Origin of the sequence: Pseudoxanthobacter sp. (genome assembly GCF_036822375.1) — a bacterium.
Lineage (GTDB): Bacteria > Pseudomonadota > Alphaproteobacteria > Rhizobiales > Segnochrobactraceae > Pseudoxanthobacter.
Map to the genome: position 1 here is coordinate 22,181 of NZ_DAISHT010000001.1, position 26,393 is coordinate 48,573.

General features: G+C 67.8%; 25 protein-coding genes. 16 read left to right on the forward strand and 9 right to left on the reverse strand.

What is annotated here, in order from left to right:
- Window positions 1-161: 161 nt before the first annotated feature.
- From V7067_RS00095 to V7067_RS00115, 5 genes are all read left to right on the forward strand, one after another.
- A complete protein-coding gene (locus tag V7067_RS00095; RefSeq protein ID WP_334173826.1) occupies window positions 162-1,424 on the forward strand; it encodes an aminotransferase class III-fold pyridoxal phosphate-dependent enzyme in 1,263 nt (420 codons plus the stop codon).
- 10 nt (window positions 1,425-1,434) lie between these two features.
- Window positions 1,435-2,319: an amino acid ABC transporter permease gene (locus V7067_RS00100; protein ID WP_334173827.1), complete on the forward strand. Its 885-nt coding sequence runs from the start codon at window positions 1,435-1,437 to the stop codon at window positions 2,317-2,319.
- A gap of 85 nt (window positions 2,320-2,404) precedes the next feature.
- A complete protein-coding gene (locus V7067_RS00105; RefSeq protein WP_346433186.1) occupies window positions 2,405-3,160 on the forward strand; it encodes an amino acid ABC transporter ATP-binding protein in 756 nt (251 codons plus the stop codon).
- A 234-nt stretch (window positions 3,161-3,394) separates the two neighbouring features.
- Window positions 3,395-4,912 carry an amidase gene (locus tag V7067_RS00110; RefSeq protein ID WP_334173829.1) on the forward strand — a complete coding sequence of 506 codons (1,518 nt, stop codon included), beginning with the start codon at window positions 3,395-3,397 and terminating at the stop codon, window positions 4,910-4,912.
- 80 nt (window positions 4,913-4,992) lie between these two features.
- The gene (locus tag V7067_RS00115) at window positions 4,993-5,844 is read left to right on the forward strand and encodes a DMT family transporter (protein ID WP_334173830.1); all 852 of its coding nucleotides are present in this window, start codon (window positions 4,993-4,995) and stop codon (window positions 5,842-5,844) included.
- 28 nt (window positions 5,845-5,872) lie between these two features.
- On the opposite strand, the gene V7067_RS00120 is transcribed toward V7067_RS00115, so the two are convergent.
- Window positions 5,873-6,304 (reverse strand): MarR family transcriptional regulator, encoded by a 432-nt coding sequence (locus V7067_RS00120; RefSeq protein WP_334173831.1) that lies wholly within the window; start codon window positions 6,302-6,304, stop codon window positions 5,873-5,875.
- 195 nt (window positions 6,305-6,499) lie between these two features.
- Between V7067_RS00120 and V7067_RS00125 the strand changes: the two genes are divergently transcribed.
- The 6 genes from V7067_RS00125 to V7067_RS00150 all read left to right on the forward strand — a co-directional run bounded on the left by V7067_RS00125 (window position 6,500) and on the right by V7067_RS00150 (window position 12,308).
- Window positions 6,500-7,549 carry a substrate-binding domain-containing protein gene (locus V7067_RS00125; RefSeq protein ID WP_334173832.1) on the forward strand — a complete coding sequence of 350 codons (1,050 nt, stop codon included), beginning with the start codon at window positions 6,500-6,502 and terminating at the stop codon, window positions 7,547-7,549.
- Window positions 7,550-7,810: 261 nt separating this feature from the next.
- The gene (locus V7067_RS00130) at window positions 7,811-8,587 is read left to right on the forward strand and encodes an ABC transporter ATP-binding protein (RefSeq protein WP_334173833.1); all 777 of its coding nucleotides are present in this window, start codon (window positions 7,811-7,813) and stop codon (window positions 8,585-8,587) included.
- A gap of 68 nt (window positions 8,588-8,655) precedes the next feature.
- Complete coding sequence (locus V7067_RS00135) at window positions 8,656-9,525, forward strand: ABC transporter permease (protein WP_334173834.1); 870 nt, start codon at window positions 8,656-8,658, stop codon at window positions 9,523-9,525.
- 2 nt (window positions 9,526-9,527) lie between these two features.
- On the forward strand, window positions 9,528-10,544 hold the full coding sequence (locus V7067_RS00140) for an ABC transporter substrate-binding protein (RefSeq protein WP_334173835.1): 1,017 nt from the start codon (window positions 9,528-9,530) through the stop codon (window positions 10,542-10,544).
- 113 nt (window positions 10,545-10,657) lie between these two features.
- Complete coding sequence (locus V7067_RS00145; RefSeq protein ID WP_334173836.1) at window positions 10,658-10,849, forward strand: hypothetical protein; 192 nt, start codon at window positions 10,658-10,660, stop codon at window positions 10,847-10,849.
- Between the two features lie 67 nt (window positions 10,850-10,916).
- Window positions 10,917-12,308: an amidase gene (locus tag V7067_RS00150; RefSeq protein WP_334173837.1), complete on the forward strand. Its 1,392-nt coding sequence runs from the start codon at window positions 10,917-10,919 to the stop codon at window positions 12,306-12,308.
- 90 nt (window positions 12,309-12,398) lie between these two features.
- On the opposite strand, the gene V7067_RS00155 is transcribed toward V7067_RS00150, so the two are convergent.
- The 8 genes from V7067_RS00155 to V7067_RS00190 all read right to left on the reverse strand — a co-directional run bounded on the left by V7067_RS00155 (window position 12,399) and on the right by V7067_RS00190 (window position 20,237).
- Window positions 12,399-13,652 (reverse strand): cysteine desulfurase-like protein, encoded by a 1,254-nt coding sequence (locus V7067_RS00155; protein ID WP_334173838.1) that lies wholly within the window; start codon window positions 13,650-13,652, stop codon window positions 12,399-12,401.
- Window positions 13,653-13,770: 118 nt separating this feature from the next.
- Complete coding sequence (locus V7067_RS00160; protein ID WP_334173839.1) at window positions 13,771-14,352, reverse strand: cupin domain-containing protein; 582 nt, start codon at window positions 14,350-14,352, stop codon at window positions 13,771-13,773.
- A 9-nt stretch (window positions 14,353-14,361) separates the two neighbouring features.
- Entirely contained in the window at window positions 14,362-15,621 is a 1,260-nt protein-coding gene (locus V7067_RS00165) for a Zn-dependent hydrolase (RefSeq protein WP_334173840.1), read from the reverse strand.
- A complete protein-coding gene (locus tag V7067_RS00170; RefSeq protein WP_334173841.1) occupies window positions 15,618-17,105 on the reverse strand; it encodes an aldehyde dehydrogenase in 1,488 nt (495 codons plus the stop codon). The genes V7067_RS00165 and V7067_RS00170 overlap by 4 nt, the downstream gene beginning before the upstream one ends.
- Before the next feature lie 37 nt (window positions 17,106-17,142).
- A complete protein-coding gene (locus V7067_RS00175; RefSeq protein ID WP_334173842.1) occupies window positions 17,143-17,838 on the reverse strand; it encodes an ABC transporter permease subunit in 696 nt (231 codons plus the stop codon).
- An 11-nt stretch (window positions 17,839-17,849) separates the two neighbouring features.
- Window positions 17,850-18,542, reverse strand: coding sequence for an ABC transporter permease subunit (locus V7067_RS00180; RefSeq protein WP_334173843.1), 693 nt, complete (start codon window positions 18,540-18,542; stop codon window positions 17,850-17,852).
- A 74-nt stretch (window positions 18,543-18,616) separates the two neighbouring features.
- The gene (locus V7067_RS00185; RefSeq protein ID WP_334173844.1) at window positions 18,617-19,390 is read right to left on the reverse strand and encodes a transporter substrate-binding domain-containing protein; all 774 of its coding nucleotides are present in this window, start codon (window positions 19,388-19,390) and stop codon (window positions 18,617-18,619) included.
- Between the two features lie 52 nt (window positions 19,391-19,442).
- On the reverse strand, window positions 19,443-20,237 hold the full coding sequence (locus tag V7067_RS00190) for an ATP-binding cassette domain-containing protein (protein WP_334173845.1): 795 nt from the start codon (window positions 20,235-20,237) through the stop codon (window positions 19,443-19,445).
- 176 nt (window positions 20,238-20,413) lie between these two features.
- Between V7067_RS00190 and V7067_RS00195 the strand changes: the two genes are divergently transcribed.
- The 5 genes from V7067_RS00195 to ssuD all read left to right on the forward strand — a co-directional run bounded on the left by V7067_RS00195 (window position 20,414) and on the right by ssuD (window position 26,391).
- Entirely contained in the window at window positions 20,414-21,499 is a 1,086-nt protein-coding gene (locus tag V7067_RS00195; RefSeq protein ID WP_334173846.1) for an Ldh family oxidoreductase, read from the forward strand.
- Between the two features lie 76 nt (window positions 21,500-21,575).
- Window positions 21,576-22,547, forward strand: coding sequence for an arginase family protein (locus V7067_RS00200; protein ID WP_334173847.1), 972 nt, complete (start codon window positions 21,576-21,578; stop codon window positions 22,545-22,547).
- Window positions 22,548-22,842: 295 nt separating this feature from the next.
- A complete protein-coding gene (locus V7067_RS00205) occupies window positions 22,843-23,679 on the forward strand; it encodes a polyphosphate kinase 2 family protein (protein WP_334173848.1) in 837 nt (278 codons plus the stop codon).
- 115 nt (window positions 23,680-23,794) lie between these two features.
- A complete protein-coding gene (locus tag V7067_RS00210; protein WP_334173849.1) occupies window positions 23,795-25,030 on the forward strand; it encodes an SLC13 family permease in 1,236 nt (411 codons plus the stop codon).
- Window positions 25,031-25,224: 194 nt separating this feature from the next.
- Window positions 25,225-26,391 (forward strand): FMNH2-dependent alkanesulfonate monooxygenase, encoded by a 1,167-nt coding sequence (ssuD, locus tag V7067_RS00215; RefSeq protein WP_334173850.1) that lies wholly within the window; start codon window positions 25,225-25,227, stop codon window positions 26,389-26,391.
- The last annotated feature ends 2 nt before the right edge of the window (window positions 26,392-26,393 follow it).

The window sequence follows — 26,393 nt, forward strand, 5'->3', positions numbered from 1 at the left end:
GCCGCACCGGCCGCCCGTGCCGGCGCGGCAATCCCCGCCGAACCCCGGAACCGGCGGTCCGGCCCGGAACCGCCAATGGCCGGAAACGGCCGATGCCGATGCCGCGGCACAACGGCCGCCCCGCGCCGGGCGGGCCCGGCATCTTCAGGAGTATGAGTGCGATGGCACGCCTTTCCCCCGCAATCGTTCAGGCGACCCCGGTGGTTGCAGCAACCGGCCGCGGATGCACCCTGACCGATGTCAGCGGCCGCACGTATCTGGACTTCACGTCCGGCATCGGCGTGACGTCGACCGGCCATTGCCACCCGCGGGTGGTTGCTGCCGCGCAGGAGCAGGTCGGCCGCCTCATCCACGGCCAGTATGCCATCGTCATTCACGACCGCCTGCCGCTGCTGATGGACCGGCTGGCCCGCCACACGCCGGTGGGCATGGAGAGCTTCTTCTTTGCCAACTCCGGCGCCGAGGCGGTGGAAGCGGCCGTGAGGCTCGCCCGCAACGTGACGCGCCGGCAGAACGTGATCGTGTTTCAGGGCTCGTTCCACGGCCGCACTATCGGCTCGGTCGCGCTCACCACGTCCGGCGCACGCTTCCGCACCCCCGTTTCCGGGCCGCTGCCCTCGGGCGTGGTGGTGGCGCCGTTCCCTTCCGCCTTCCGCTATGGCTGGGATCAGGAAACCGCCGACGCCTTCTGCCTGCGCGAACTCGACCACATTCTGGCCACCCAGACCCATCCCGGCGACACCGCCGCCATCATCGTGGAACCCGTGCAGGGCGAGGCCGGCTACCTGCCCGGCACCCGGACGTTCTTCGAGGGGCTGCGCGAGCGGGCAACCCGCCACGGCATTCTGCTGATTGCCGACGAGGTGCAGTCCGGGGTTGGCCGCACCGGCCGGTTCTGGGCCAGCGAGCATTTCAACCTGCAGCCGGATATCATCGTCTTCGCCAAGGGCATCGCCTCCGGCTTCCCGCTTTCCGGCTTCGTGACGCGCGAGGCGATCATGTCCGGCGCGCTGCCGGCCTCGCAGGGCGGCACCTTCAGCGCCAATGCGGTGGCCTGCGCGGCCGCCATCGCCACGCTGGGCGTGATCGAGGACGAAGGCCTCGTCGACCGGGCCGCGCGCATGGGCACGCGCCTGCGGGCCGGCCTTGAAGCGACGGCCCGGCGCCAGCCGATCATCGGCGATGTGCGCGGCATCGGGCTGATGCAGGCGAGCGAGTTCATCCGCCCCGACGGCACCCCGGCCCCCGAAATCGCGAAGGCCACGCTGAAGGCGGCCCTCGACCGCGGGCTGATTATCCTCACCTGTGGCCCCTACGGGCACATCGTGCGCATGATCCCGCCGCTGATCATCGGCGAGGCGGAGGTCGACCGCGGCCTTGCGATCTGGAACGAAGCGGTCGACGAAGCCGTTGCGGCGAACTGAGGAGACCACGGTGGCGGACGGCAGGGCACAGGCCGCTGCGGCGGCAGGCACGCAGCACGCGCAACCGCGCGAGGAGGAAATCGTCCGGGCGCGCTATCCGGGCCGGTGGATCTCGGCAGCTCTGGTGCTGTTCGTGCTGGCCCTGCTGGTCCGCTCGCTCATCACCAATCCGGGCTACGAGTGGGGGGTGGTGTGGCAATACCTCACCTTCCCCACCGTGCTGAGCGGCCTTGGCTGGACACTGGGCCTGACGGTGGCCGCCATGGCCATCGGCATCGCGCTCGGCATCGTCGCAGCCCTCATGCGGCAGTCGGAAAACCCGGTGCTGTCGCAGACGGCCGCGGCCTATATCTGGATGTTCCGCGGCGCCCCGCTGCTGGTGCAGCTCATCTTCTGGTACAATCTCGCCGCGCTTTATCCGACGATCGAAATCGGGCTTCCGGGCCTGCCGCCGCTCGTCTCGTGGTCGACCAACGACCTCATCACGCCGCTTGTCGCCGCCCTGCTGGGCCTCGGTCTCAACGAGGGCGCCTACATGGCGGAAATCGTGCGCGGCGGCCTGATGTCGGTCGATCCCGGCCAGCGCGAGGCGGCCAGTTCGCTCGGCATGTCGCCGGGCCACACGCTGCGCCGCATCATCCTGCCGCAGGCGTTGCGGGTCATCGTGCCGCCCACCGGCAACGAGGTGATCGGCATGCTGAAATCGACATCGCTGGTGTCGATTCTGGCCATCTCCGATCTGCTTTATTCGGTGCAGGGCATCTATGGCCGCACCTTCCAGACCATTCCGCTGCTGATCGTCGCCTCGATCTGGTACCTCGCGGTCTCATCGATCCTTTCGGCCTTCCAGCGGATTCTGGAGAAGCGCTATGGCCGCGGCCACACCCACGGCTGAACCGGCAGAGACAGGAAAACGGACAAGCGACATGAATGCATCCGCCCGCCCCGCCTCCGCCGGCGACCGCCAGCCCGAAGAGCTGATGGTCTGCCTGCAAGGGGTGACCAAGCGGTTCGGCGAGGTGACCGTGCTTTCCGGGATCGACCTTGACGTGGCCGCCGGCGAGGTGTGCTGCCTCATCGGCCCCTCGGGCGCCGGCAAGAGCACGCTGATCCGCTGCATCAACTATCTGGAGAAGATCCAGTACGGCCGCATCTATGTGAACGGCCAGCTCGTCGGCTATCGCCTGAAAGACGGACGCCTGCACGAACTGAAAGGCCGCGAGGCCGCGCGCTCGCGGGCCGACACGGCCATGGTCTTCCAGCACTTCAATCTGTTTCCGCACATGACGGTGCTGGAGAACATCACCGAGGCACCGATCCACGTGCGCGGCGAAAAGCGGGCGGCGGCGGAAACCTATGCCCGCGAACTGCTGGCCCGGGTCGGTCTGGCGGACAAGGAACGGGCCTATCCGAAATCGCTGTCCGGCGGCCAGAAGCAGCGCGTCGCCATTGCCCGCGCACTGGCCCTGCGGCCGAAGCTCTTGCTGTTCGACGAGCCGACTTCCGCTCTCGATCCCGAACTGGTCGGCGACGTTCTCGACGTGATGAAGAGCCTCGCGCGCGAGGGGCAGACCATGATCGTCGTCACCCACGAAATGGGTTTCGCCCGCGAGGTGGCCGACCGGGTGGTGTTCATGGATCAGGGCCGGATCGTGGAAAGCGGACCGCCGGAAGACGTTCTCGATGCGCCGAAAACAGAGCGTCTTCAGGGTTTTCTGTCAAAAGTTCTGAAGTAACGCTTTAATCCATCCGCATCCCTTGCCATGACGGGCGGGCAGCCTTCTGCCCGCCCGTTGTCGTTCCGGTCCGCGGCCGGGCCCGCGGCGGCTGACCGCCGCCAACTGATGCTCCCGGCCGGACAGAGGGCCCCGGCCGCGCACGGCGGTTGACAGCGCAGGGATAATAATTGATTTTTCAATTATAGTCCTTTCTACAGACTCGCGCCTCCCACGGGCGCGGAAGGGTATTCCATGCCTGTCACCCGCCCCACGCCCCGGCAACTGAACGCACTGGCCGGAGGGCTCGGCATGAGCCTTGCGGACGGCGATGCGGAACACCTGCTCGCGCTGATGGCCGACAGCTTCGCCGCCCTCGATATCGTGGCAGCCATGGCCGAGCCGGCGGCGGAAAGCCCGTTTGCGCGCGGCGCCGGCCATTGCCCGCCGCGCGGCGAAAACCGCTTCGGCGGCTGGGCCCGCAAGGCGCGGGTGGAGGGTGCGCCGCAGGGCCCGCTCGCCGGGCGCACCGTCGTGCTGAAGGACAATATCGCGCTCGCCGGCGTGCCGATGATGAACGGCAGCGCGACGCTGGAGGGCTTCGTGCCGCGGGAGGATGCCACCGTCGTCAGCCGCGTTCTGGCGGCCGGCGGCACCATCGTCGGCAAGGCGGTGTGCGAGAATTTCTGCATGTCCGGCGGCAGCCACACCTCCGATCCCGGTCCGGTGGAAAACCCGCACCGGGCCGGTTATTCCGCCGGCGGCTCGTCATCCGGCTGTGCCGCGCTGGTGGCCGGCGGCGAGGCCGACATGGCGATCGGCGGCGATCAGGGCGGTTCGATCCGCATTCCCGCCGCCTATTGCGGCCTCGTCGGCCTCAAGCCGACGTGGGGTCTGGTGCCCTACACCGGCATCATGCCCATCGAGGCGACCATCGATCACACCGGCCCGATGACCAAGACCGTTGCCGACAATGCGCTGCTGCTGTCGGTGCTGGCCGGCCCCGACGGTCTCGATCCGCGCCAGACGGCCGTGCCGGCGGCCGGCGGCGACTACCGGGCGGCCATCGGCCAGCCCGTCGCCGGTCTGCGGATCGGGCTGGTGCGGGAGGGCTTCGGCTGCGCCGGCATGGACCCGGCGGTGGCGGCACTGGCCCGCGCGGCCGCCGGGCGTCTGCAGCGCGCCGGCGCGCTCTGCGCCGACATCGCCGTGCCCGAACATGTCGTGGCGCCGGCTGTGTGGACGCCGGTGGCGACCGAAGGCATGGTCGTGCAGATGATGCACGGCAACGGCATGGGACATGGCTGGAAGGGCCGCTACGACACCGGCCTGATGGCCGCGCACGCCGGCTGGCGCCAGAAGGCGGACGACCTGCCGCTGACGCTGAAGGTTTCCATGCTGGTCGGCGAGTGGACCCGCACCCACTATCAGGGCCGGCTCTATGCCCGCGCCCGCAACCTCGCCCCGCTCATGCGCGCCGCCTATGACCGCGCCCTGACCGCCTGCGACGTGCTGGCCATGCCGACGCTGCCGCGGGTCGCCTCGCCGCTGCCCGGGCCCGATGCCGCACCGGCGGAGATCCTGCAGCGGGCAGCCGAACTCAACATCAACACCTGCCCGTTCGATCTCACCGGCCACCCGGCCCTGACGCTGCCGTGCGGCACGGTCGACGGCCTGCCGGCCGGGCTGATGCTGATCGGCCGCCACGGCGGCGAAGCGATGCTCTATCGCGTTGCCGCGCAGCTTGAGGCCATGATGGCAGCCGACGCCTGACGGAAGGGCAGGCCCCCGGCCCCGCCGTTCCGCCTCCCCTTCCGATCGCAGTGCCGGGTGCCGGCCGGACGCCCTTTCCCATGCCTTTCCGCGATTTTGCGCTTCTGGTGCTGATCTGCCTGATCTGGGCCGTCAATGCCGTGCTGAGCCGCCACGTCATCGCCGGCCTTGCGGTGCCGGCACTGTTCTTTGCCTTTTCCCGGTTTGTGGTTTCCACGGCCGTGCTGTTTCCCCGCCTGCTGCCGCTGCCCCGGCCGCTCGCGCCGGTCTTGCTGGTGGGCCTTCTGGTGGGGGCCGGCCATTTCGGCCTGCTGTTTGCCGGCTTCAGCCTGCTGGAATCCTCAACTGCCGCCGTGCTGTTGCAGGCCGGCATTCCGATGACGGCGCTGCTGTCGATGCTGCTGCTGAAGGAGCGGCCCGGCCCCGTGCGCCTTGCCGGCATCGCCCTTGCGTTTGCCGGCGTGGTCATCGTGCTGTGGCAGCCCGGACAGGGCGGCTCCGTGCCGGGGGCGGTGCTGGTGCTGCTGTCGGCCGCCTCGCTGGCGCTGGGCTCGGTGCTGCTGAAGCGCCTCGTCATCACTCCGCTGCAATTGCAGGCGTGGACGGGTTTCGTCTCCATGCCGGTGCTGGCCGTTGCCTCGTTTGTGGCCGACAGCGATCCGCTGGCCCGGGTCGGCGCCCACTGGGCCGCATTCGCGGGCCAGCTGGCCTTTTCGGCACTGCTCGTCACGGTGTTCAGCCACACGGCCTATTACCGCCTGCTGCAACGCCACGATGCCAGTCTGGTGTCGCCGCTGACGCTGATGTTTCCGCTGATGACGGTGGCGCTCGGCATCGGCTTTCTGGGCGAACGGCCGAGCACGGGGCTGGCCATCGGCGCACCGCTGGTGCTGGCCGGGGTGGCGGCGGTGCTGTGGCGGCCGCGCCGCTGAAGGCCCGGCGGATGCAGCAGGCCGGGCTTCAGCCGCCGGACAGCATGTTCTGCAGCAGGCTGCGCAGCTGATCGGCCTCGCTGCGCGCCAGACGGCCGACAAGCCCGTTCTGCGCCCCGTCCAGCAGCCCGCGCAGTTCGGCGAAATGCGCCGCGCCTCTGGCAGAGCGAAAAATCAGAACCTTGCGCCGGTCCTGCGGGTCTGGCGCGCGGAACACATCGCCGCCGGCCACCATGCGATCGATGATCTTGGTCAGCGTCGGCGCGTCGACAAAGATCTGCGCCGCCAGCTCGCCCATGGCGCGGCCGTCCCGCGCCTCCAGCGCCTCCAGCACGCGATAGTGCTCCAGCGAGACCCCGAACGGCTTCAGCCGGGCCTCTGTCGCCTGCTCGACCTGACGGTTGACACCGGAAATGAGCCGCAGCAACTCTCTGGTTTCGCTTTCAGAAAGCGGCCCCATCAGATACCCTCATTTTCAACTATTCACATTTCTTATATTTTTTCCGCGCTTCCTTCAAGCGCGGCCGAGCGTCCCGCTGCGCCGGAAAGACGCCGCGCGGAACTGGCGTGTTTTTTGCTTCAGTTCGTACCAATCCTCTGCACAGCGCAGCAAATGGCTGTTCTTTGGGCAGTCGACACACGGAAGGCCGCGGCAATGAAACCAATCCGGATCGGGCTTTTGGTGGCCGGCCAGGGTCCGGCCGGGCTGTGGGCGCCTTCCGCGCTGGCGTGCGCGGGCCTTGCCGCCCACGAACTCAACACCGGCAGCGGCATTCTGGGCCGTCCTGTGGAACTGATCGAGATCGACAGCGGCCCGGACGGCCGCAGCGCCGCGGCCGCCGCCATGAGTGCCGTCGAGTTCGACGAGGTGAACTGTCTCATCGGCATGTTTCCGAGCTATGCCCGCCGGCCGGTCATCGAGGCCGTGAGCGGCAGCGTGCCGCTGATTTACACGCCCCAGTTCGAGGGGCTTGAGACCAGCCTCAACATCGTGACCACCGGCGAGACGTCTGGCGAGCTGCTGGCGCCGGCGGTCGAATGGCTGATGCGTCACCGCCACGCCCATCGCTTCTTCCTGTGCGGCAGCGATTATGTGTGGCCGCGCTCGTCGTTCGCCATTGCCCGCTCGCTCATCCGGCGGGCCGGCGGCACGGTTGCCGGCGAGCATTACCTGCCGCTTGAGTGTCACGATTACGACGCGCTGTTCGACGCCATCCGCGCCAGCGGTGCCGATGTGGTGGTGCCGCAGTTTCTGGGGCTCGATTCCGTTCAGTTCAACCGCGCCTTCGCCGCCGCGGGGCTCGCCCGCCACATGGTGCGGCTCGCCCCCGGCATGGACGAGACCGTGGTCTACGGGCTCGACGAAGGCGGCACCGAGAATCTCTACGTCGCTTCGGCCTATTTTTCCGCGGTCCGCAGCGACAACAACGGCGCCTTTCTGGAGCGTTATCACAGCCTGTTCGGCGACACGCCCCCGCCCGCGAACGCCTATGGCCAGTCGTGCTATGAAGGCATCTACTGCTTTGCCGCGCTGGCGGAAGCCGCCGGCACGCTGGCGCCGGGGCGGGTGAACGCAGCCTTCGGTCAGACCCGCCAGCGCAAGACGGCCCGCGGCAGCGTCGCCGCCCCCGTCGTCGGCACACGCCACCCCATTCACATCGCCGAAGTCGACGGCTACGACATCCGCATCCTCCAGACCCTTTGAGGACGGCGCCCGCGGCGGCGCACCGCGCGGGTCTGTGCGTAAAAAATTACTTGCATTTTCTACTATCATGATTTCAAATGAAGCCATGAAGCGACGGGGCTGAGGCGCCGTCCGCCAAAGCCGCGCCTTGCCAGCCGGGCGCCATTCCCGACGGTTATGACCGACCGTTGCCAACCGCAGACCCGGCCGGGGTTTGCGGAAGGCCGGTGTCTGGCCAGCGCGCACCCTTGCGGCGCGCCCCTGTTTCAGGAGACCGACCCCATGTCGCATGCCCTTGAGGCGATCAGCATTTCCAAGTCCTATCCGGCGGATGGCGGACGGGTGCAGATCCTGCGCGACCTCAATTTTCACGCCGACGACAACGAGTTCGTCGCCTTCGTCGGTCCGAGCGGCTGCGGCAAGTCCACGCTGTTCAACATCATCACCGGCCTGTTGCAGCCCGACGACGGCAACATCCTGATCGACAACGAGGAAACGACCGGCACCACGAGCGAGCGCGTCGGCTACGTGCTGCAGAAGGATCTGCTGTTTCCCTGGCGCACGGTCATCGAGAACGTCGTTCTGGGGCTGGAAATCCGCGGTGTGCGCCGGCGCGAGGCCTACGAGCGGGCCCGCGAGATGCTGCGCATCTACCGCATGGAAGGCTACGAGGACAAATATCCCAGCCAGATTTCCGGCGGCATGAAACAGCGCGTCGCGCTGATGCGCACCATGATCACCGATCCGCAGATCATCCTGATGGACGAATCCTACAAGGCGCTCGACTACCCGCTCAAGATCGCGCTGGAAGGCGAGTTGCTGGAAGTCGTGCGGCGGGAGCGCAAGACCGTTATCTTCATCACCCACGATATCGAAGAGGCGGTTACGCTCGCCGACCGCATCTATGTGATGAAGGCACGGCCGGGCGAGATCATCAACGAGATCCGCGTCGATCTCGGCACCGACAGCCCGCTCATTCCCGAGCGCCGCATGTCCCGCAACTTCAACGATTACTACGATCTCATCTGGAAGAACATCGGCATCGCGCCGGTGCTGTGAGCGGCCGGCCTGCGTCCGCCCGCATTCCCTCTTCCGATGCAGTCTTTTCCGGCCCGATCATGACCGATATGTCGCCTTCCACAGCCCGCCCGCCCTCTCCCCGTCCCCGCGCGCCCCGCCCCGCCGTGGTCAGGGCCCGCCGCAACGGCGCGGCCGGCGAGGGCCTGTTCCGCAGCCCCCGCACCCGGCGCACGACGCTGCACGTTCTGCAGGTCGCCATCGTCGCCGCGCTGCTGATCTACTGGGAGGTCGGCGCGCGCACCGGCGCCATCAGCGCCTTCCTGTTTTCCAGCCCCAGCGCCATCTGGGAGGTGCTGGTACAGCGCTTCCAGTCGGGCGAGCTGCTGACCGATATCACCACCACCGCCGCGGAAGTCATCATCGGCTTTCTGGTGGGCGCCGTCGGCGGCTCCGTGCTCGGGCTGCTGCTGTGGTATTCGCGCTTCGTCTCCGATCTCGCAGCCCCCTTCATTGCCGCCATCGGCTCCATTCCGGTGCTGGCGATCGCGCCGATGACCATCATCTGGTTCGGCACGGAGATGCTGGCGAAGGTCGTCATCGTGGCCTTCTCCTGCGTCGTGGTTTCGCTCACCACCTCCTACCGCGGCGCGCAGCGCACGGACCCCGACCTCATCAACCTGATGCGCTCCTTCAATGCGTCGCGCCACGCCATCTTCCTCAAGCTGGTGGTGCCGGGGTCCATGGGCTGGATCGTCTCGGGGCTGAAGCTCAATGTCGGCTTCGCCATCGTCGGCGCCATCGTGGCCGAATACATCTCTTCCGAAGCCGGTATCGGTCACATGATCCTGCTCGGCAGCTCCAATTTCAGCATGAACATCGTTCTGGCCGGCGTCGCGCTGGTCATGGTGATGATGCTGCTCTTCAACGCCCTCATCTCGGGTCTGGAACGCATTCTGCTTTCTTGGGAAAGGAAATGACCATGGCTGTTGCCCGCCTTTTCAGGTCTCTCGGTCTTGCGGCGGCGCTGGCCGGCGCGCTGTCCGCCACCGCCGCCCGCGCCGAAGAAGTGCCGGTGCGCATCAATCAGGCCTTTCAGTCGCTGCTCTACCTGCCGCTCTACGTGGCGCAGGAGAAGGGCTTCTTCAAAGACGAGGGCGTGAAGGTCACCATCAGCACCGGCGGCGGCGGCGCTCAGTCGTGGGCGGCGGTGATCGGCGGCTCGGCCGACTTCTCCATTCAGGACCCGGTGTTCGTGCCCAAGACGCGCGAGAACGGCGGCGACGGCGTGGTGGTCGCCGGCATCCAGAATGCGCCGACGGTGTTCATCATCGGCAAGGACGGCACCTCGCTGCAGAACAATCTGGCCCTGCTTTCCGGCAAGCGCGTCATCACCAGCCCGCAGCCGGACACCACCTGGGCCTTCATGAGCTACCTCATCAAGCAGCAGAAGCTTGAGGGCGTGAAGCTCGTCAACGTCTCCATCGGCAACGAAATTCCGGCCATCGTCAGCGGCCGGGCCGACTATGCCCTGGCGGTGGAACCGCAGGTGACCCAGAGCATCGTCCAGAACGGGCTTTCGTCGGTCTATTCCTTCTCCGCCAACCCGGACTGGTATCCCTTCGCCTTCTCCAGCCTGACCACCACCAAGGCTTATCTGGAAAAGAACCCGCAGGCCGCACAGGGCGTGATCACCGCCTTCGAAATGGCCTCGCGCTTCATCTATGCCCACTTCGACGAGACCGTCGATATCGCCGCGAAATATTTCCCGAACCTGCCGAAGGATGTCGTGCGCGACGCCGTGAAGCGCGAGATCGACGCCCGCGGCTATCCCGAGAACGTTCTTGTGACGAAGAAGGCCTGGGACAACAACCTCAACATTGCCCTGTTCGCCGGCAACGTGAAGGCCTACCCCTCCGACGCCACGTCCTATGAAAACAACGTCAACACCGCGCTGGCCGAAAAGGCCCGGGCGCTTGTCGATGCCCGGCTGAAATAACGCCGGCTTCCGGCCCGCGGCGGCGCTTCCCCCCGGCGCACCGCGGGCCTTCTTTTTTCTTCTTCTGCTTTCTTCTTCTGCGCTGCCCTGAGACGAGCCGGAGCCCGCTCATTATGTCCCTCTCCCTTTCCGCCCGCATGGAGGCCCTCGGCCCCCTTTCCGAGGCCCACCGCGAGGCGGTTCTGCCCACTGTGGAAGCGTGGGCCGGGAGGGCCGGCCGGCTGATGCAGATGAGCGAGACCGTGCTTGAGCCCGGCACCAGCCCCATCACGGCTTTCGTCGCCTCCGAGCCGCCGCGCCGCTGAGGCCGCAGCCGGCCGCGCGCGCGGTGCGCCCGCGCCGCCCCTTTCAATCCGAAATCCGAGACCGGACATGACGGACCTGTGCGATCTAACCCTCACCGAGGCCGGAAAACTGGTGCGCCAGCGCGCCATCACGCTGCCGGAACTGGTGACGGCCTGTCTGGAGCGTGCAGCCGCAACGCAGTCGCTCAACGCCTTCAGCGACCTCTATGCCAGCCGTGCCCTGACGCTTGCCGCCGCCTTCCAGACCCTGCTTGAGGCCGGCCACGATCTGGGCCCGCTGCACGGCATGCCGGTGGCGCTGAAAGCCAACATCGCGCTCGCCGGCGAGCGCATGACGGCCGGCAGCGCCATCCTGCGCGATCATGTGGCAACCGCCGATGCCGACGTGACGCGGCGGCTGAAGCAGGCCGGCGCCATCATTCTCGGTGCCACCAACATGCACGAGTTCGCGTGGGGCGGCACCACGACCAATCCGCACTATGGCCAGTGCCGAAACCCGTGGGCGCCGGACCGCATTCCCGCCGGCTCCAGCGGCGGTTCGGGTGCCGCCGTCGCCGCCGGCAGCGTGCCGGCCGCGCTGGGCACGGATACCGGCGGCTCGGTTCGCCTGCCCGCCTCCATGAACGGCATCACCGGCCTGCGGCCCGGCGTGGGCCGCATCAGCACCGAAGGCGTCTTTCCGCTGGCGTGGAGCATGGATACGGTCGGGCCGATGGCCCGCAGCAGTGCCGACTGCGCGCATCTGTTTGCCGCCCTTGCCGGCGCGGACGGTGCCGCCCTTGCCGCCACGCTGGAGCGCCCCCTTGCCGGCCTGCGCGCCGGCGTGCCCGAGCCCTATGCCAGCAGCGCGCTGCAGGACGATGTCGGCAGCGCCTTCGCCGGTTTTCTGGCAACCCTGACCGCGCTGGGCGTGACGGTGGAGCCGGTCTCCCTGCCGGGGCTGGAGGCGGCGGTCGATGCCCAGGTGATCGTCGATGCGGCTGAGCCGAGCGCGGTTCACGCCCGCTGGATTGCCGAGCGGCCGGACGATTACGGCGCCGATGTCCGCGTGCTGCTGCAGGCGGGCCTGTCGTTCACTGCGGTGGAATATCTGCAGGCGCAGCGCTATCGCACCTGGCTGCGGCGCGAGAGCGAGGCGCTGCTCGCCCGCTTCGACGTGCTCGTCACGCCGACGCTGCCGTTCACCGCGCCGCGCATCGGTCAGGAAACGATCCTGATCGGCGGCCGGGAGGAAAGCACGCTGACCGGCAACATGCGCTTCACCTGCCTGCCGAGCCTCACGGCCCTGCCGGCCATCAGCCTGCCGGCCGGCTTCGACCGCGACGGACTGCCGGTCGGCGTTCAGGTCATGGCCGGCGCGCAGGGCGAAGCGCTGCTGCTGCGCTTCGGCCATCAGGTGCAGCAGGCGACCGGCCACCACGCCCGCCGCCCAGCGCTGACCCTGCCTGTTGCCGCCTGACAGCGGCCGGCTGCCCGAACGCCCGAACGAAAAGGACCGGAACGCCCTGCGGCGTCCCGGCCCGTTATCTTCTTGCAGCCGGTTTGCGCCTCAGCCGAGCGCGCGGCCGACGGCGTCGACGACGCGGTCGATTTCCCCGACCGTGTTGTAGTGCACCGGCCCGACACGCACGCCGCTGCCGCGGTCGAGAATGCCCAGCGCCCGATTGGGCTCCAGCCCGTAATTATGGCCGCTCCAGACCTGAATGCCCTCGCCCGCCATCGACTTCACGAGATCGGCGGACGGCAGCTCATCGACGAAGAAGCTGACCGTGGACACGCGGCGGGCGATGGCCGCCGGATCGGTGATGCCCAGAATCCGCACCCGGTTGAACGGCTTCAGGCCATCGATCAGGCGTTGGGTCAGGATGTCGTCGTGCTGCTTCATCACCCGGAAGCCGGCGGCCAGCTTGTCGCGCAGGCCCGCCGCGGCGGGCACGCCGTCCTCGAACCGCGACAGCGAGGCGATATAGTCGATGGCCGCATGAACGCCGGCGAGAGCCTCGCGGTTGGTGGTGCCGGTGGTGAAGCGCCACGGCACGTCATTGGAAGCCGGCCGCACCTTGTAGGGCCGCAGCCGGTCCAGCACGTCGCGGCGTCCCCAGAACACGCCATAGTGCGGCCCGAAGAACTTGTAGGCCGAGCAGACGAGGAAATCGCAGCCCAGCGCCTTCACATCGATCAGGCCGTGGGGTGCATATTGCACGGCATCGACATAGACCAGCGCACCGGCCTCATGTGCAATTGCGGAAATAGCCGCGATATCGTTGATCGTGCCGGTAATATTGCTTGCGTAGCAGACGGCGACCAGACGGGTGCGCCCGTTCATCAGCGCGCGCAGGTCGGCAAGATCGAACTCGAAGGTCTCCGGCGAGAATTCGAGCCAGCGCACGACGAGGCCCTTGTCCTCGGCCAGCATCAGCCAGGGCGAGATGTTGGCATCGTGGTCCATGCGGCTCAGAACGATCTCGTCGCCTTCCTTCAGCAGCGCGCCGATGCTGCGCGACATGGCGAAGGTGAGCGTGGTCATGTTCTGGCCGAAGAAGACCTCTCCGGTCTCATCGGCATTGACCAGCGCTGCGGCCGCGCGGTGGGCTGCTGCCACGCGCTCTCCGGCCTCGACGGAGGTATCGAAAAAGCCGCCCAGATTGCTGTTGGTGTGCAGCATGGCATCTGCCATGCGGTCCACCACCAGACGCGGCACCTGCGTGCCGGCGGGATTGTCAAGGAAGGCGACCGGCATGCCGGAATGCTCCCGGGCAAGGCCGGGAAACTGGCGCCGGACGTCCTCTACATCGTAGGCCATGGAGGTTCTCTGCATTGGGGCTGAAGCGCAGGCCCGATTAAGACGGGCCTTGCCGGATTTAGTCAAGTTACTTTCCCAAAAGGATAGCAACCTGCTTCCGGCGGACGGGAGCCCCCGATCAGAAGGTCGGGGGTGTGTTGACCCACAGCACGCGCGCCTCCTGCCGGCCGTCGTTGCGATAGCCGTGGGGAAGCTGGGAATCGAAGGAGAAGCTGTCGCCCTCGCCGAGCCGGCGCTCATGCCCGTCGACGATCAGCGTGAAAGCGCCGGCGAGCACATAGCCGAACTCCTGCCCGCCATGGCTGATGAAATCCGGGCTGCCGCCGCCGGGCGGAATGACGTGGATATTGATCTGCAGCAACTGGTCGTGCCGGTGCGGCACGAGCCGCTCCAGAACCACCTTGTTGCCGGCGCGCGGGTGGCCGGTTTCCAGCCGCGGCCGCTCGCCCGCCCGCACCACCGTCACCGCTTCCTCGCCATCGGGCGGGGCGGCGAACAGCGCGCTCATGTTGGTATCGAGCGCGCCGACCAGCTTGTGAAGCGTCGCCAGCGACGCCTGCGAGCGACCGTTTTCGAGTTTGGACAAATAGCCCTCTGTCACGCCGATGCGATGGCCCAGTTCACTCAGGCTCAGCCCCTTCAGCGTCCGGGCATGCCGCAGCTTGGCGCCAATGCGCACATTGGCATCGCTCAGATCCATAGTTCCCCCTCACCATGGTCCGGCCGGCTGCAGCGCATGATGCAGCACGGCCTGCGCCAGAACCTCGCAGCCCTCGGTGACGTGCTGAGGCTCTGTCCACTCGCTTTCATTGTGACTGATGCCACCGCGCGAGGGAACGAAGATCATTGCCGCGGGGGCGACGGTGGCGAGGTTGCTGGCATCGTGCATGGCGCCGCTCGGCAGGCGAAGCGTGCGGATTCCCAGCCGCTCGGCAGCGGATGCGATAATGGCCTGCATCCGTGCGTCGAAGTGTACCGGAGCGACATCCATCAGCCGGGCGACGGTGCCGCCGACGCCCTCGCTGCCGGCAAGGCCGGCGACGGCGGCCCGAATCTCGCCTTCCATGCGATCCAGCAGCGCGGTCTGCGAGTGGCGCAGGTCGATGGCCAGCGTGGCCCTGCCCGGCACCGTGTTGGTGGAGTTGGGCTCGACCGTCACGCGGCCGAAGGTGATGCGCAGATCCGGGCTGAGAAGCGCCGCCGCGGTGCGCATATCGAGGGCAAGGCGGGCGGCCGCCATGAAAGCATCGCGGCGCTCGCCCGCCGGCGTGGTGCCGGCATGGCGGTCTTCGCCCGTCAGCGTCACGGCCAGCCAGCGCACGCCCTGCACGCCTTCCACCACGCCGACGGCAATGCCGGCCTGCTCCAGCACCGGCCCCTGCTCGATATGCAGTTCGTAATAGCCCGCAACCGGAATCTGCAGTGCGGCACTGCCGGCATAGCCGGTGCGATGCAGGTCTTCGAAGAAGCGGGCACCGTCCGCGGCGGTTATGGCGGCCTCGTCGCCGGCGGTCAGCGCACCGACGAACCCGGCCGATCCCGTCAGGCCGGGCTGGAAGCGCACGCCCTCCTCGTTGGTCCAGTTCACCACCGTCACCGGGCGTTCGGTCTCGATGCCGGCGGCGTTCAGCGCCCGCACGGTTTCCAGACCGGCCAGCACGCCGAGCACGCCGTCGAACCGGCCGCCGTGGGGCTGGGTATCGAGATGGCTGCCGACAAGCACATGGCCCGCGCCGGCCGCCCGGCCGGGGCGGGTGGCAAACATGTTGCCGAAGGCATCGACCCGCACCGTGCACCCGGCCTCGCGGCACCAGCCGGCGAAGAGGTCGCGGGCCTGCCGGTCCTCGTCCGTCAGCGACAGCCGGCAGCAACCGCCGGCCGGCAGGGCACCGATGCCGGCCATGGTCATGAGGTCGGCCCACAGTCGCGGGCCATCGGTCAGGCGGGCCGGCACGGCGGAGGCGCTCATAGCGAAATCCAGGTGGTCTTCAGGTCGGTGTATTTGTCAAAAGCGTGCAGCGACAGGTCGCGGCCCGAGCCGGACTGCTTGACCCCGCCGAAGGGCGTGCGCACATCCACCATGTCGACCGTGTTGACGCTGACGGAGCCGGCGTGAAGCCGGCGGGCGACACGGTGGGCCTGACTGAGATCGTCGGTCCACACCGACGCCCCGAGACCGTAGATGGAATCGTTCGCCAGCCGGATGGCCTCCGCCTCGTCGGCAAAGGTGGCAACCGCCAGCACCGGCCCGAAGATCTCTTCCCGCGCCAGCCGCGAAGCCGGATCGACGCCGGTGAAGACGGTCGGGGCAATAAAGCAGCCGCCGGTTTCCGTCAGCACGCGCTCGCCGCCGCAGGCGAGCTGCGCGCTTTCGCGGCCGAGCGCGATGAACCCCATCACCCGCGCCGTCTGCTCCTCGCTCACCATCGCCCCCATGCCGGAGGCCGGATCGAGCGGGTTGCCGGGCCGGTAGGCATCGACCTTGGCCAGCAGACGCGCGATGAACGCTTCGGCAATGTCCTGCTGCACGAACAGCCGCGAGGTGGCGGAACACACCTCGCCCTGATTGAAGAAGATGCCCTGTGCGGCGAACGTGGCCGCGCGGTCGAGGTCTCTGGTGGCGGAAAACACCAGATTGGCGCTCTTGCCGCCGCACTCCAGCCAGACGCGCTTCATGTTGGAGACGCTGGCATAGCCGAGGAATTTCTTGCCGACCTCGGTGGAGCCGGTAAAGGCCACGCAGTCGATGCCATCGTGCAGACCGATCGCCTGCCCGGCCTCGTGGCCAAGCCCCGGCAGAACGCTGAAGACGCCGTCGGGAATGCCGGCCTCGGCGGCCAGTTCGGCAAGCCGCAGAGCTGTGAGCGGCGACTGTTCGGCCGGCTTGAGGATGACGCTGTTGCCCGCGGCAAGGGCCGGGGCGCATTTCCACGCCGCCATCTTCAGCGGAAAGTTCCACGGCACCACGGCACCGACCACGCCGACCGGCTCGCGGTCGATCATCGCCAGCGCCCCTTCGCCGGCGCGGATCACCTCGCCGTTGAGCTTGTCGCAGGCCTCGCCATACCAGCGGAACACTTCAGCCGCCGCCGGCACGTCCAGCGTGGCGGCATCGCGCACCAGCTTGCCCATATCGAGGCTTTCCAGCAGGGCGAGTTCGTCGGTGCTGGCCACGATGAGATCGGCAAGCCGCGTCAGCACGCGGCGGCGCTCTGCCGGATCGCAGCGCGACCAGACGCCGCCCTCGAAGCTGCGCCGGGCCGCGGCAACCGCCAGATCGACATCGGCCGCCGTGCAGGCCGCCACATAGGCAAGGTGCTCGCCGGTCGCCGGGTTCAGGGTGGCGAAGGTGCGGCCCTCGCAGGCCGGGCGGAAACGGCCGGCGACGAAGGCCTGCGTGCGCAGGCTCAGCCCCGCGGCAAGGGCCGTCCAGTGAGAAAGAGTTCTGTTCACAGGCATGTCCTTGATCCGCGGCCCGGTGCGGCCGGCCTCACAGCCGGGCCCGTCGCAGATGGGCCAGCAGGCGCTTTTCCAGAAGGCCGAACGACAGGCGGATGACAGCGACGATGGCGAGATAGAGCACCCCGGCCACGGCGAAGCCTTCGAAGGTGAAGTAGTAGATGGTGTTGAAGTTGCGCCCGGCGCCGAGCAGATCGATGACGGTGACGAGGCTGGCGATGGCCGTGCCGTGCAGCGAGAAGATGATCTCGTTCTCATAGCCCGGCAGGGCGCGGCGGAAGGCATTGGGCAGCACCACCAGACGCAGGGTCTGGAACGGCGTCATGCCGATGGCGCGCGCCGCCTCCACCTCGCCGACCGGCACGGTCTCGATGGCACCGCGCAGAATCTGGACGAGATAGGCACAGGTGCCGAGCGAGAACGCGATGAGCAGGCAGGTCCACGCCTCGCGCAGATAGGGCCACAGCACGCTGGCGCGCACGGCGCTGAACTGCGCCAGACCGTAATAGAGCAGATAGACCTGCACGATGAGCGGCGTGCCGCGCAGCACATAGCTGATTGCCTCGATGGCGGGTGCGGCCACCGGCACCCGCCGCACCAGCACCAGCGCCAGCGGCACCGCCAGCAGCGAGGCGATGACCACGGAAAGCACCAGCAGCAGCAGCGTGTTGCGCAGCCCCGTCAGAAACAGGGGCAGATGATCGAGAATGGCCTGCAGCACATACATCGCGCCGGACCTCAGACCGAGGCCTGCCGCGTGCCGCGCGCAAGGCGCCGGCTGAGCAGGCGGAACGTGAGGTCGGACAGCGCGGTATAGAGCAGGTAGAGCGCCATCACGACGAGCATGAAGGTGAACGGCTCGCGGGCCGACCGGCCGAGCGACAGCGCCGCATAGACCGCATCGCGCAGGCCGATGACCGAAACCAGCGCACACGCCTTGACCAGCGTCAGCCAGATGTTCCAGTAGCCCGGCAGCGCCAGCCGCATCAACGGCGGCAGAATGACGAGGCGCGCAAGGGCAAGCGGCGTGAGCCCGATGGCAATGCCGGCCTCGATCTCGCCCGGCGGAATGGCGAGATAGGCGCCGCGGAACGTCTCGGTCAGATAGGCGCCGAAGATGAAGCCGACGGACAGCACCCCGGCGGCAAACGGATCGATCTGCACCGGCGTGCGGCCCATGGCGTCCGCCGCGGCATTGATGGCGGTCTGGCCGCCGAAATAGAGCAGCAGCATCAGCACCAGCGGCGGCATGCCGCGCACGACGATGGTGTAGGCCCCGGCAACGACGCCGGCGACGCGGTTGCCGGCAAGCCGCCCCCACGCCCCGAGAAGCCCCAGCGCCGTTGCCAGCACCATCGCCCCGAGGCTGAGACCGACCGTGACCAGCATGCCGTCGAGCACGACCGGCAGAAAACTCTTCAGCGTTTCCATCACGCCCCCGCCGTTGCGTCCTGCGTGGCAAAGCCGGCCGGCGCATCGGGCTGCCCGCGCGCCGGCCGCCCGCCTCACTCGTAGATGTCGAAGGCGAAGTACTTGTCGTTGATCTTCTGGTAGGTGCCGTCCGCCCGCATTTCCCGGAAGGCCTTGTCGAGCGCTTCCTTCAGCGCCGTCTCGTCCTTGCGCATGGCAACGCCCGCGCCTTCGCCGAGGCACCCGGCATCGCGCACCGGCGCGCCCTCAAGCGCAAAGCCCTTGCCGTCGCCGCTCTTCAGGAAGCCATCGGAAATGGAAACCGTGCCGTTGAAGGCCAGATCGAGACGGCCGGAGGTGAGGTCGAGATAGAGGGCGTCGGAATTCGGGTAAACGGTGAGGGCCGCCTTCGGATAGGCCTTCTTCACATAGCACTCGTAGATGCCCGGCACCGCGCCGACGGTGAGGCCGCCAAGGGCGGGATCCTTGAAGTCCACCTTCAGATCGTCGCGACCGACGAAGGAGGCCGACGGGCGGTAGTAGGGTTCCGAGAACAGCAACTGCTTCTTGCGTTCTTCGGTGATGCCCATCGACGAGAAGATGGCGTCGTAGCGGCGGGTCTGCAGGCCGGCGACGATACCGTCCCAGTCCTGCTGCACGAACTTACAGTTGCGCTGCATCTTTTCGCAGGCGGCCATCGCAATGTCGATGTCGAAACCTTCGATCTTGCCGTCGGCGGCAAGCTTGTTGAACGGCGGATAGGCCGCCTCGGTCGCGAACACGATGGTCTCTTCCTGCGCGGCGGCCGGCTGGGCAAGGCCGGCCGTCAGGCCCGCGAGCAGCGCTCCGAGTATCAGCGTCTTTTTCATGGCAGTTCCCTGTGGCTCTGGTTTTTGAAATTGCTTGCGGCCTGCGGCCGTTTCAGACCGCGACGCGGGCCAGAAAGGCCTGCAACCGCTCGGTGCGCGGTGCGCGGAAGATCTGCTGCGGCGGCCCCGCCTCCCCGATCTCGCCCTTGTGCAGAAAGAGCACCTGCGAGGAGACATCGCGGGCAAAGGCCATTTCGTGGGTCACGACGATCATGGTCCGCCCCTCTTCGGCGAGCCCGCGGATGACCTTCAGCACCTCTGCCACGAGTTCCGGATCGAGCGCGGAGGTCGGCTCGTCGAACAGAACGGCGGCCGGCTCCATGGCCAGCGCCCGCGCGATCGCGGCGCGCTGCTGCTGGCCGCCGGACAGGAACGCCGGATAGCTGTCGCGCTTCTCGTAGAGGCCGACGCGCTGCAGATAGTGCCCGGCGCGCGCGCTCGCCTCCGCCCGGCCAAGGCCGAGCACATGAACCGGGCCGGTCATGACGTTTTCGAGGATCGTCATGTGCGACCACAGATTGAAGCCTTGAAACACCATCCCGAGTCTGGCCCGCAGGCGCCGCACCTGCGCCCGGTCGCCGGCCGTCAGCCCGCCCGGGGCAGGCCGCAATGCCAGGGTCTCGCCGCAGATCGCGATGGTGCCGGCACTCGGCATCTCAAGCAGGTTCAGGCAGCGCAGAAAGGTGCTCTTGCCCGAGCCGCTCGCACCGATGATCGAGATCACATCGTGGGTCGCCGCGTGCAGCGAGATGCCGCGCAGCACCGGGACCGATCCGAACTCCTTGCGGATGCCAGAGGCCGAGACGACGGCCGGCTGACGCTCCGCGCCCCCGCTTGCCTGTTCCACGCGCTGTACCCGGTGTTGTCGATGCCGGCAGTTGGCATTCCACTATCCTCAATGTCAAGTAACTTGACAACAGGGATGGCCATATTCACAAAAGGCATAAGTGTTCGCAAGCGACAGGACCGGGCGGCGCGCGGCGCGGCGGCGCACGGCTTTTCAGACAGCAGGGATCGCCGACGATGCGCGTTTCGATCGATGGCCTCGCCAGCCTCTATGCCGCGGTTGCGCGCGCCCACGGGGCCGATGAGGACGAAGCCGGCCTGTTCTCCGCCGGACTGCTGCAGGCCGACCTGCGCGGTCACCACACGCAGGGTATCGGCCTGCTGCCCTATCTCGACACGCTCTATGAAGCCGGCACGATGCACTTCGGCCGGCCGCTGACGGTGCTGAACGAATCCGTTGCCACGGCAGCGCTCGACGGACACGGCGGCAGCGGCCATGTCATCGGTGCGCGGGCGATGGAAATGGCCATCGCCAAGGCGCAGGCTGCCGGCATCGGTTTCGTGACGGTGCGCGGCTCCGGCGACTATGGCATGGCCTCGGGCTATGCCATGCAGGCGCTGCCCCACGGCATGATCGGGCTTTCCATGAGCACCGGGCCGCTGCTGGTGGCCCCGTGGGGCGGTCGCGACGCCTATTTCTGCACCAACCCCATTGCCATCGCCGTGCCCTGCGGAGAGCGGGACCCCATCGTCATCGACATGGCCACCAGTGCCGGCTCCATGGGCAACGTCGTGCTGGCGGCGCGCGACGGGCGCAGGCTCGGCGAGAAATCCGTGGTGGACAGCGCGGGCGTCTACACGGACGACCCGCTGCGGGTGATCCTGAACGTGATGGACCGGGAATCGCGGATGTCCGGCGCTCTGCTGCCGGCCGGGCCGAAGGGCTTCGGCATGGTGCTGATGGTGGAGATGCTGTCGGCGCTGCTCAGCGGCGAGCGCAACTGGCAGGACGAGCGCCCGGCCGATCCCACCGGCCGGGCCGCCTATTATGCCCAGACCTTCATCGCCGTTTCCGTCAGCCGCTTCCAGCCGGAAGCGGCGTTTGCGGCGGCTGCAGAACGCATGGCCGACACGCTCACCGCCGCCCGCCCGGCCGCCGGCTTCACGGCCGTGCGCCTGCCGGGCGGGGCAGCCGCGGCGACCGGGCGCGACTATCGCGCCAACGGCATTGCGGTGCGCGCGGAAGAATGGGCCATGGTCGAGGCGCTCGCCCGCCGCCGCGACATCGCCCTGCCGCCGGACCTTTACACCGACGCGCCCTGATCCCCTTCATCCGCGGGCCGGGGCCCGGCCCTTCCGCCCGCATTCCCTTCTCCCGATCTGCCTGAGTGATCTGCCCATGACTGAAGAACCCGACCTCGCCGCGCTCTACGGCTCCGGCGCCTCCGCCTCCATGTCCACCTTCATGGGCATCGCGGCGTGTGCGGACCTGAGCAGCCTTACCGCGCCCGTGGCGCTGCTGGGCATTCCCTGCGCCAGCCCCTATGCCGCGGTCGGCGCCTATTGCCGCAATGCGCCGGATGCACTGCGCGCTGCCACCCGGCCGCTGGCGGCCAATCTGTGGCACCACGATTTCGATCTCGGCGGCACGCTGTTCCCCGGCCCCGATTTCGTCGCCGTCGATTGCGGCAACCTGCCCTATGACGAGGCCGATGCCGCCGCCAACCGCGCCGCCATCAGCGCCGCGATCCGCACCATCCGCGCCCGCGGTGCCGTGCCGGTCTCGCTCGGCGGCGACGATTCCATTCCCATCCCGGTGCTGGAAGCACTGGGCGGCAGCGGCGAAAGCTACACCGTGCTGCAGATCGATGCCCACATCGACTGGCGCGACGACTATATGGGCGAGCGGCAGGGCCTGTCCTCCACCATGCGCCGCGCGTCGGAGATGAAGCATATCGAGCGCATCGTGCAGGTCGGCGCCCGCGGCATCGGTTCGGCCCGCCCGCAGGACTATCGCGATGCCCTCGGCTGGGGCGTGCAGTTCGTCACCGGCTACGAGCTGCACCGCAAGGGCGTGGAAGCCGCCCTCAGCCATATTCCCGAGGGCTCCAACATCGTCATCTCCATCGATGCCGATGCCATGGACCCCGCCATCGTGCCCGGTGTCATCGGCCGCTCGCCCGGCGGGCTCGACTATTATCAGATGGTCGACCTCATCCGCGGCGCAGCCGCCCGCGGCCGCATTGCGGCGATGAACTTCGTCGAGTTCATGCCGGAACGCGATGTCGACGGCCTCGGCGCACTCAACTTCGCGCGGGTGATCATGACGGCACTCGGCGTGCTGACCCGGCAGGCCGCGGCGCAGCGCTGATCCCGCCCCGTCCCGGCGATCCCGGCTTTCCGGCAGGCCGGCGGCATGCCTTCGCCGCCGGCCTTTCCGCATGGACGCCCCGCCACGGCGGGGGCCGCCGTTTCTGCACTTCACCCCGGCGGCCGGAAGCGCCTAGAGTGGGCGACGAGCCGAAGGACGGAAGCCGGGCTGGCGGCATGCGCCGCCGCCCGCCCCCGCGGGACAGACAGTGCCCGCCCACGGCCCCTTCCGCTGCCGCCGCGGCAGCGGCGGGACCATGGCCCGCCCCTTCGGCCGGCAAAAGGGGGAGGGCAGGATGGATCTGCGCACGAAGCTCATCGTGAAGCCGGGCACCCGGCTGAAGCTGAAGGATGTCGATGCCGGCTTTCACGGCGATTATGCATCCTCCGAACATGCAAAGGACGATCTGGCCCGGAACGTCGCCCGCCTCGCGGAGCTGCAGCAGAAGCTCTATGGCGAAAAGAAGCACGCCTTGCTGGTGGTGCTTCAGGGCATCGACGCAGCCGGCAAGGATGGCACCTGCTGGCATGTGATGGCGGCCATGAACCCGCAGGGCACCTCCGTGAAAGGTTTCAAGCAGCCGACCGCGGAAGAGGCGCGCCATGATTTTCTGTGGCGCGTCCACCCCTTCGCGCCGGGTCTGGGGGAGGTTGCTGTCTTCAACCGCTCGCACTACGAAGACGTTCTGGTGGTGCGGGTGCACGATCTGGTGCCGAAGGCAGTCTGGTCGCAGCGCTACCAGCTGATCAACGACTTCGAAAAGATGATGACGCTGCACAACGTCACGATTCTGAAGTTCTTCCTCTATATCACGCCGGAAGAGCAGCTTGAGCGTTTCCGGCAGCGGCTCGACGATCCGGCACGGCAATGGAAGATCAGCGAGGCGGACTACAAGGAGCGCGCGTTCTGGGATCAGTATATCGAGGCCTATGAAGACATGCTGGAGAAATGCTCCACCGCTCATGCGCCCTGGTACGTAATCCCCTCCAACCACAAGTGGTTTCGCAATCTGGCCGTGTCGCATATCATCGAGAAGACGCTCGACGACATGAAACTCGCATTGCCCGCGCCGACCGTGGACCTTGAGCAGATCCGCCGCGACTACCATCAGGCAGCCGCAACGAAGGTCTGACACACACCGAACCGCCGGCCCCGGCGGGTGCCGACAGCCGCCGGGGCTCTTCCGGCGGCCGCCTCTCCTGCTGCCCGCCCCTTTTTTCCCGATACGTGACTGCGGTACCGAGACGATGGACCTTACCCTCCTTATCTTCCTTGTGGTCTACCTTGCCATGGGCCTCGGCAAGCTGCCGGGCTTCAAGGTGGACCGCACCGGGGCCGCCGTCGTCGGCGCCCTTGCCATGATGGCCGCGGGCAGCATCACCGCCAAGGCGGCGTGGGGGGCGATCGATTATCACAGCCTCGCCATGCTGTTCGGGCTGATGGTGGTTTCCGGCGCCTTCGCGGTTTCGGGGTTCTACGGGTGGACGGCGCACCGCGTCGCCAGCCTGCCGGTCAGCCCCGCCGCGCTGCTCGCGGTTCTGGTGGCGGTGGGCGGCCTGCTCTCGGCCGTGCTGACCAACGATGTGGTCGTGGTGGCGATGACGCCGCTGCTCGTCTCCGTCACGCTCGCACGCCGCCTCAACCCCGTGCCGTTCCTGCTCGCCTTCTGCTTTGCCGCCAACACCGGATCGGCGGGCACGCTGATCGGCAGCCCGCAGAACATGATCGCGGCGCAGGAGCTGGGGCTGAGCTTCACCGGCTTTCTGACTGCCGCCGGTCTGCCGGCCCTGCTGTCGCTGCCCATCGTGTGGGGCGTCATCGCCTGGCTCTATCGCGGCCGGTGGACACTGGCGCAGCAGCCGGGCGATGCCCCCCGCAGCAGCACCATGGCACCGGTGATGCTCGACAAGGGCGAAACGGCCAAGGCCCTGCTCGTGACGCTGGCGGTGGTCGTCGCCTTCGTCAGCGATGCCTGGCCGCGCGATCTGGTGGCGCTGACCGCCGCCGGCGTGCTGCTGATCAACCGGCAGATCGCCTCCAGCGACGTGCTGAAGCAGGTGGACGGCAACCTGCTGCTGCTGGTCATGGGCCTGTTCGTGGTCAATGCCGCCATGGCGGCCACCGGGCTGCCGCAGACCCTGCTGGGCGACCTGCGCGCCGCCGGCTTCGATCTCAACGACCCGATGGCGCTGTTCTTCGCCAGTGCCGTTCTCAGCAACGTGGTCGGCAACAATCCGGCGGTGATGCTGCTGGTGCCGTTTCTGGAACCGGGCGCCAACGCCAATGCGCTTGGCGCCGCGCTGGCGCTGGGCACCGGCTTTTCCAGCAACCTCATCGTATTCGGCAGCTTAGCCGGCATCATCGTGGTCGAGCAGTCGGCCGCCTGCGGCATCCGCATTTCGTTCGCCACCTTCGCCCGCGCCGGCGTGCCGGTGGCGGTGGCCTGCATGGTGCTGGCGGCGGCGTGGATCGCCATCCTCTGAGGGGGCGCCGCTGCATTCCGGTATCCCGACGCAGGCCGGAATGAATTGCCCTCAATCGCGCCGTCAAAGGGAAGGCTCTTCTTCTACAAATTGCGTTCGCTCCGCTATGAATAGAGTTCTCAACCATCGCCCATAAGCCACGCAATTCACTCGCGTGTTGGTGAACCGCGATGGTTCAAAGGTGGCAGAACAAAATGGCGAACGACAAAGAACTCGATTTCCTGTGGTTCATCCCGTCTTCGGGTGACGGCACCTATCTTGGCACCGACAAGCTGAGCCGGACCGCCGATTCGGACTATTTCGCCGAAATAGCCCGGGCGGCCGACCGGCTCGGCTATTCGGGCGTGCTGATTCCGACCGGTGTCGCCTGCGAAGAGTCGTTCGTGCTTGCCGCTAATCTGGCCGCACACACCGAGCGGCTGAAATTTCTCGTGGCGATCCGGCCGGGCACGGCCTCGCCGGCCTATTACGCCCGCCTCGCCTCCACGCTCGACCGCGTCTCACGCGGCCGTCTGCTGCTCAACATCGTGGTGGGCGGCAGTGCGCAGGAACTGGCCGGCGACGGCATCTTCCTGCCCCACGACGAGCGCTACAGCCACGCGGAAGAGTTCTTCCGCGTCTTCAACGACCTGATCGAGACCGGCCATGCCCATCTCGACGGCAAATACATTCAGGCCCATCACGCCACGCTGGGCGTGCCCCCGGTGCAGCAGCCGCGGCCGCCGCTTTATTTCGGCGGCTCGTCCGACGCCGCCATCGACTTCGCCGGCGGCCTCGTCGAGAAATATCTCACCTGGGGCGAGACCCCCGCGCAGGTGGCCGAGAAGATCGCCCGCGTGCGCCGCGCCGCCGCCAGCCGCGGCCGGCAGGTGACGTTCGGCATCCGCCTGCATTTCATCGTGCGCGAGACCGATGAGGAAGCGTGGGAAGCCGCCGACAGCCTGATTTCGCACCTCACGGATGAGACCATCGCCGCCGCGCAGGAAGTGCTGCGCGGCCAGTCGGACTCGGTCGGTCAGGCGCGCATGCTGGCGCTGCACAACGGCCGCCGCGACCGGCTGGAGGTTTCGCCCAATCTGTGGGCCGGCGTCGGGCTGGTGCGCTCGGGCGCGGGAACCGCGCTGGTCGGCTCGCCGAAAACCGTTGCCGCGCGACTGCGCGAGTACAAGGCCCTCGGCATCGACACCGTGGTGGCGTCCGGCTATCCGCATCTTGAGGAAGCCTACCGCGTGGCGGAACTGCTGTTCCCGGAACTCGGCATCGCGTCGCCGATCGGCCAGCTGCGTTCGTCGTTCGGCCAGAAGCAGGTGTTCGGCGGCGGCGGCCACGGCGGCAACGTGAAGGTCAGCGCCGCGTCCTGAGA